This window comes from Streptomyces sp. rh34, assembly GCF_002551245.1.
GTDB lineage: Bacteria > Actinomycetota > Actinomycetes > Streptomycetales > Streptomycetaceae > Streptomyces.
In genome coordinates, this window is record NZ_NTGZ01000376.1 from 1 (window position 1) to 5,268 (window position 5,268).

The window sequence follows — 5,268 nt, forward strand, 5'->3', positions numbered from 1 at the left end:
GACGACGGCGCCGATGGCGCCGCGGACCAGGTCGTCCCACATGAACCAGAAACGGTCCTGACCCGGTGTACCGAAGAGGTACAGGATCAGGTCCTGGTCCAGGGTGATGCGGCCGAAGTCCATGGCCACCGTCGTGGTGGTCTTGTCCCCGGTGTGGGTCAGATCGTCGATGCCCGCGGAGGCGGACGTCATCACGGCTTCGGTGCGCAGCGGATTGATCTCCGAAACGGCACCGACAAACGTGGTCTTACCCACGCCGAAGCCCCCTGCCACCACGATCTTCGCCGAGGTAGTGGAGCGGGCCGCTCCGCCGCTAGAGCTTGCGAAGTCCACTGAGCACCCTTTCGAGCAGTGTCACATCTGGCTGGCCGCCGGCGGCCTCGTCGCCGCCGGGCTGATGGATAGCGACGAGTCCGGCCTCGGCCAGGTCGGCGACGAGGATCCGGGCAACGCCGAGGGGGATCGAGAGAAGGGCCGAGATCTCGGCGACCGACTTGATCTCGATGCAGAGCCGGCAGATCCGCTGGTGCTCGGGCAACTGCCCTTGCAGCCGGGACAGATCGGCCGTGGTGCTGACCAGCGCCTCGATGGCGAGCTGGTAACGCGGTCGGGTCCGGCCACCGGTCATGGCGTACGGACGGACCAGCGGGTTGTGCACGGCGGGCTTGGCGGGCTCGGGAGCCCGCCGCTGCTGCACCGGCTGACTGCGCGGCTGGTGGGGCGCGTCGTACCGCTGAGGCTGCTGCGGCCACCCCGCCCCCGGCTGCTGCGGGGGCCACTCGGACCCCTGCGCGCCGTGAGCACCGTGCTCCTGCTGTGAGTGCTGCGGCTCCTGGTATGGCTGGTACTGGCCGGAGCCCTGCCCGCCGGGTGCGGCAGGGAAGCCGAAACGGTTGTCACCGTGCTCACCCGGAATCCTCTGGTCACCGCTGTAGGGGTGCCCGCCTGTGGGTGCTGCCACGTTTCCTCCTCCGACTGCCGGTCACCGATCCCAGTGGGGCCGCGCCACCGCACTTTATGGCGCGGTGGCGAGAAACGCACTGTCTGTCTGCTAGTTAAGAAGACTTCCCTGAAGCTCGGCGCGGAGGTCCGGGGTCAGTACACTGCCCGCGCGGTCCACCAGAAGGGCCATTTCGTACCCAACCAGACCGATATCGGCGTCCGGGTGGGCCAGAACAGCGAGTGAGGATCCGTCGGAAATGGACATGATGAAGAGGAATCCACGCTCCATCTCCACAACCGTCTGATTCACGGCGCCGCCCTCGAAGATCCGCGAGGCGCCCGCGGTCAGCGACGTCAGACCGGACGCGACGGCCGCCAACTGGTCGGCGCGGTCGCGCGGGAAACCCTCGGACATCGCCAGCAGGAGGCCGTCGGCGGAGACCACCACCGTGTGCGACACCCCTGGGGTGTTGTCCACGAAATTGGTGATCAACCAGTTGAGATTCTGCGCCGCCTGGCTCATCGGGCTCACACTAACGCTCCTGGTTGTAGGTGGTACTGGTGTCCGAACCCTCGCTGCGTCCTTGCTGGACCCCTCGCCGCAGGTTGCTCAACCTGCCGCGGACGTCCTCGGGCGCGCGGGAGACCTGGGGGCCGCCCTGCTGGGTCTGCTCCGCCGTGCCCTCGACCAAGTTGGCCTTGGGTACGCGCCGGGGGAGGCCGGAGGGGGTGATTCCGCCTGCCTTCGGCTCACGGAGCTTCTCGGCCCGCTCCCAGCGCTCGTCGTTCGTCGAGCGCCAGTCGTCGGTGCCGTCCCCGTCCGTCTGCGGGTCCTGCCGCTGTTCCTGCTGCGGCTGGGGCCCCGGGGCCGGATCGGGCTGGTCGTTGCCGCGTCCACCGGGGCCGGGCTGCCAGTGCTGCTGACCGCCTCGGCGCGGCAGACCGGCTTCGGTCAGCTCGTGGCCGACGTTCGGGGTGGGCCCCGGACGGTCGAAGCCTACGCGTTCCGAAGGCTCTGCGGGCGTGCTCGGAACAGATTCCGATTCGGCGGGAGCAATCGGCTCATATGCGTGTCCGAAACCGCTCTGAACAGGCCAGTCATCCTGGTGGGACTGGTCCGGCGAAGTCGCGTACGGGGCGGCGTACTGACCCTGCTGGGCATGCTGATCGGCATATGCCGATTCCGGGAAACCGTCTCCCGGGTGCTGCTGCGGCTGCTGATCCTGCTGCGCGTACCCGCCCTCGGCGCCGTACTGCTGCTGCTCGTACGTTCCCTGGTACGGCTGCTGCTGCGGCTGCTGGCCGTACTGGTCCTGGCCGTAGCGATCGTCGGCGTAACCCTCTCGCCGCTGCCCATCGTACGGGTCGCCCTGGTACGACTCCGGCGCGTAGCCCTGCTGTTCCTGGGAGTTGCCCCCGAACGGGCCTCCCGGGCCCGACTGGGCCTCCAGGGCCGCCCTGCGCTCCTCGCGCATCAGCGAGCGTCCGACCGGGTCCAGCTGTGACGGGCCCGCCGGGGTCTCGTAGCGCGAGTCGTCGAAGCCGAGCTCCGCCGCCGTCCGCATCGGGGCCTGCCGCGGCGCCGGCTCGAAGGCCTGCTGCTGCTCGGGGATGATCGAGGAGACGGTGAAGTCGTCCTGGCCGCCGCCCGGTTCGCCACCGCCACCGTGGGTGATGGCGTCCGGCAGCATGACCAGCGACGTGGTCCCGGCCTGCTCGCCCGAGGGGCGCAGCTGGACCCGGATCCCGTGCCGGTCGGCGAGCCGGCCGACCACGAACAGGCCCATGCGCTGCGACACCGCGGCGTCCACGGTCGGCGGGTTGGCCAGCTTGTGGTTGATGTCGGCGAAGTCCTCGGCGGTGAGGCCGATGCCCTTGTCATGGATCTCGACCATGACGCGGCCGTCGGGCAGCCGGGTCGCGGTGACCTTGACCTTGGTCTGCGGCGAGGAGAACGTAGTGGCGTTCTCCAGCAGCTCGGCCAGCAGGTGCACGAGGTCGGTGACGGCCTGGCCGTGGATCTCGCTCTCCGGCACACCGGTCAGCTGGATGCGCTCGTAGGACTCCACCTCGGAGGAGGCGGCCCGCAGGACGTCCACCAGCGGAACCGGCTGGTTCCAGCGGCGGCCGGGCTCCTCGCCCGCGAGGACGAGGAGGTTCTCGCCGTTACGGCGCATACGGGTGGCCAGGTGGTCCAGCTTGAAGAGGCTCTCCAGCTGGTCCGGGTCGGCCTCGTTGTTCTCCAGGTCGGTGATGAGGGTCAGCTGGCCCTCGATGAGCGACTGGTTGCGGCGCGAGAGGTTCGTGAAGATCGCGTTGACGTTGCCCCGCAGCATGGCCTGCTCGGCGGCGAGCCGGACGGCCTCGCGGTGCACCTGGTCGAAGGCGCGGGCGACCTCGCCGATCTCGTCCTGCGTGGTGATCGGGATCGGCTGCACCCGGGTGTCGACCCGGCCCGGGTCGGTGCGGGAGAGCTGGTCGACGAGGGAGGGCAGCCGCTGTTCGGCGATGGAGAAGGCGGCGGTACGCAGCTGACGCATGGAGCGGCTCATCTGGCGGGCCATGAGCCCGGCCAGGATGAACGCGGCCAGCAGCGCGATGACGACGATGAGGCCGTTGACGACGGCGTCGGTCTTGGCGTCGGAGGAAATGCTCGCGGCCTCGTCCACCGCCTTGGTGACCAGCTCGTCCTCGACGGTGGCGTACCCCTCGAACTTCGCGGTCGCCGCCGCCATCCAGCTCGCGGGCGTGATGCCCTTCGCCGCCAGCTCCTCGGGGTCCTGGCCCTTGCCGATCTCCCGGGCCATGCCGTCGAAGACCGAGCCGTCGATGCTCGGAGGCTCCACGAAGGGCTCGCCCGCGGCATCGGCCTGCTCCTTGGCCGCCTTGAGCTGCTTGGCGCCCTCGGCGGCCTTGCCGGCCATCACCTGCTTGAGACGGTTGACGTCGGCCTGGGTGCCGCCGGAGTTGAACTCGCCCAGCGCGATCTGCTCCAGGTAGTTGTACGAGCCGAACGACTTGACCTGTTCGTCGTACGTGCCCGGCTTCTTGCTCGGGCGCACCAGCAGGTGCATGCCGATCGAGCGCTGAAGCGATTCTGCAGCCTTGGACAGCTCGATCGCGTAGACGGTACGGCCGTAACTGGTGATGTTGCCGGTGCCGAGGCCGAGCTCGTTGGCGAACTGCATCAGGGAGTGCTGGACCTGGGTGTAACCCTCTTCGGTCTTCACCGGGTCCAGGGCCCCCGCGTAGGCGGCCTTGCGCAGCTCGGGGAGCTTGGGCTCCTCGGCCTTGAAGAGCTTCAGACGGCGCTCCAGGCCCGGCTTCGCCGGCATCCCCTCCACCGCGACGTCGAACTTCCGTGCGGCCTCGTCCGTGGTGGCCCGGGTCTGCTCGACCACATCGGCGTCACGGTCGCCCGAGAGCAGCGGCTCGGCGGTGAGGTCCCGCTCGTTCAGGAGCGCCTGTCCGTAGTCGGACGCGGCGCGCACGACGACCGCGACCTTCTCCGCGTCCTGCGCCTCGCTCCAGGTGTCGATGGAGCCCTTCACCTGGAAGCCGCCCATGACGAGGCCGACCAGCACCGGGATCAGGAGGATCGCGTTCAGCCGGGTGGCCACACGCCAGTTGCGCGGGGACATCCGGCTGGTGCTGCCGCCACCGGCGGACTCCGTCCCGGACGCGTCCGCAGGGGACGCCACAGCGCGCGACGGCGGGGTGAAGTTGCCCCGCTCGGGCTGCGCCGCGGAGCCCTCGTTGCTTCGCCTCACTCGACCAACAACCTCTCGGCGTCGGCACCTACGCTGTGCCGGATTATTCGTTCAGGGCCGTACTACTGGGGAGTTCGTCGAATTGCAGCACGGGGACCGGTCCCGTTCCAAACAGTCGGAACGGGCGATTCCGAGTGGCCCAGACCTCAGATAAAACGGGCATAAAGAGCGAGCCCCGTCAAAAGGCGGGGCTCATGTGAGCGCAGTGGCACCGAATGGATGCGTCGGGTGGCGGCGTGGAGTCAATTCTCTGTCGAAACGTTATGAACACGGGGGCGGATCGTGTCAAACGACACAGGCCGCCCCCGCGTGACTACGGCAACTTGCGTATGCCGATATCGACTTACGCCTGGTGAAAGTACTACTTCAGGCGTGCCATCAGGGCGTGCTCGACCAGCGTGATCAGGCCGCTCTTGGCGTCCGCCCGGTGGCGGGCATCGGTCGTGATGATGGGTGCGTCGGGCCCGATCTGGAGTGCCTCGCGTACTTCGTCGGGGGTGTAGGGCTGGTGTCCGTCGAAGCCGTTGAGGGCGATGACGAAGGGCAGCCCGCTGTT

4 protein-coding genes and 1 pseudogene are annotated in these 5,268 nt (G+C 68.8%); all 5 read right to left on the bottom strand.

From position 1 onward, the window contains the following. A partial coding sequence (locus CR470_RS35485; RefSeq protein WP_032784264.1) for a GTP-binding protein occupies positions 1 to 333 on the bottom strand: 333 nt, incomplete at its 3' end. Further along, the gene (locus CR470_RS35490) at positions 314 to 961 is read right to left on the bottom strand and encodes a DUF742 domain-containing protein (protein ID WP_097871663.1); all 648 of its coding nucleotides are present in this window, start codon (positions 959 to 961) and stop codon (positions 314 to 316) included. The genes CR470_RS35490 and CR470_RS35485, both read right to left, overlap by 20 nt. A 90-nt stretch (positions 962 to 1,051) precedes the next feature. After that, a complete protein-coding gene (locus CR470_RS35495) occupies positions 1,052 to 1,465 on the bottom strand; it encodes a roadblock/LC7 domain-containing protein (RefSeq protein ID WP_006127847.1) in 414 nt (137 codons plus the stop codon). 10 nt (positions 1,466 to 1,475) lie between these two features. Beyond that, positions 1,476 to 4,712, bottom strand: a complete 3,237-nt coding sequence (locus CR470_RS35500; protein ID WP_097871665.1) for a sensor histidine kinase — start codon at positions 4,710 to 4,712, stop codon at positions 1,476 to 1,478. 361 nt (positions 4,713 to 5,073) lie between these two features. Further along, positions 5,074 to 5,268, bottom strand: a pseudogene (locus CR470_RS35505) (ATP-binding protein); the annotation flags it as partial.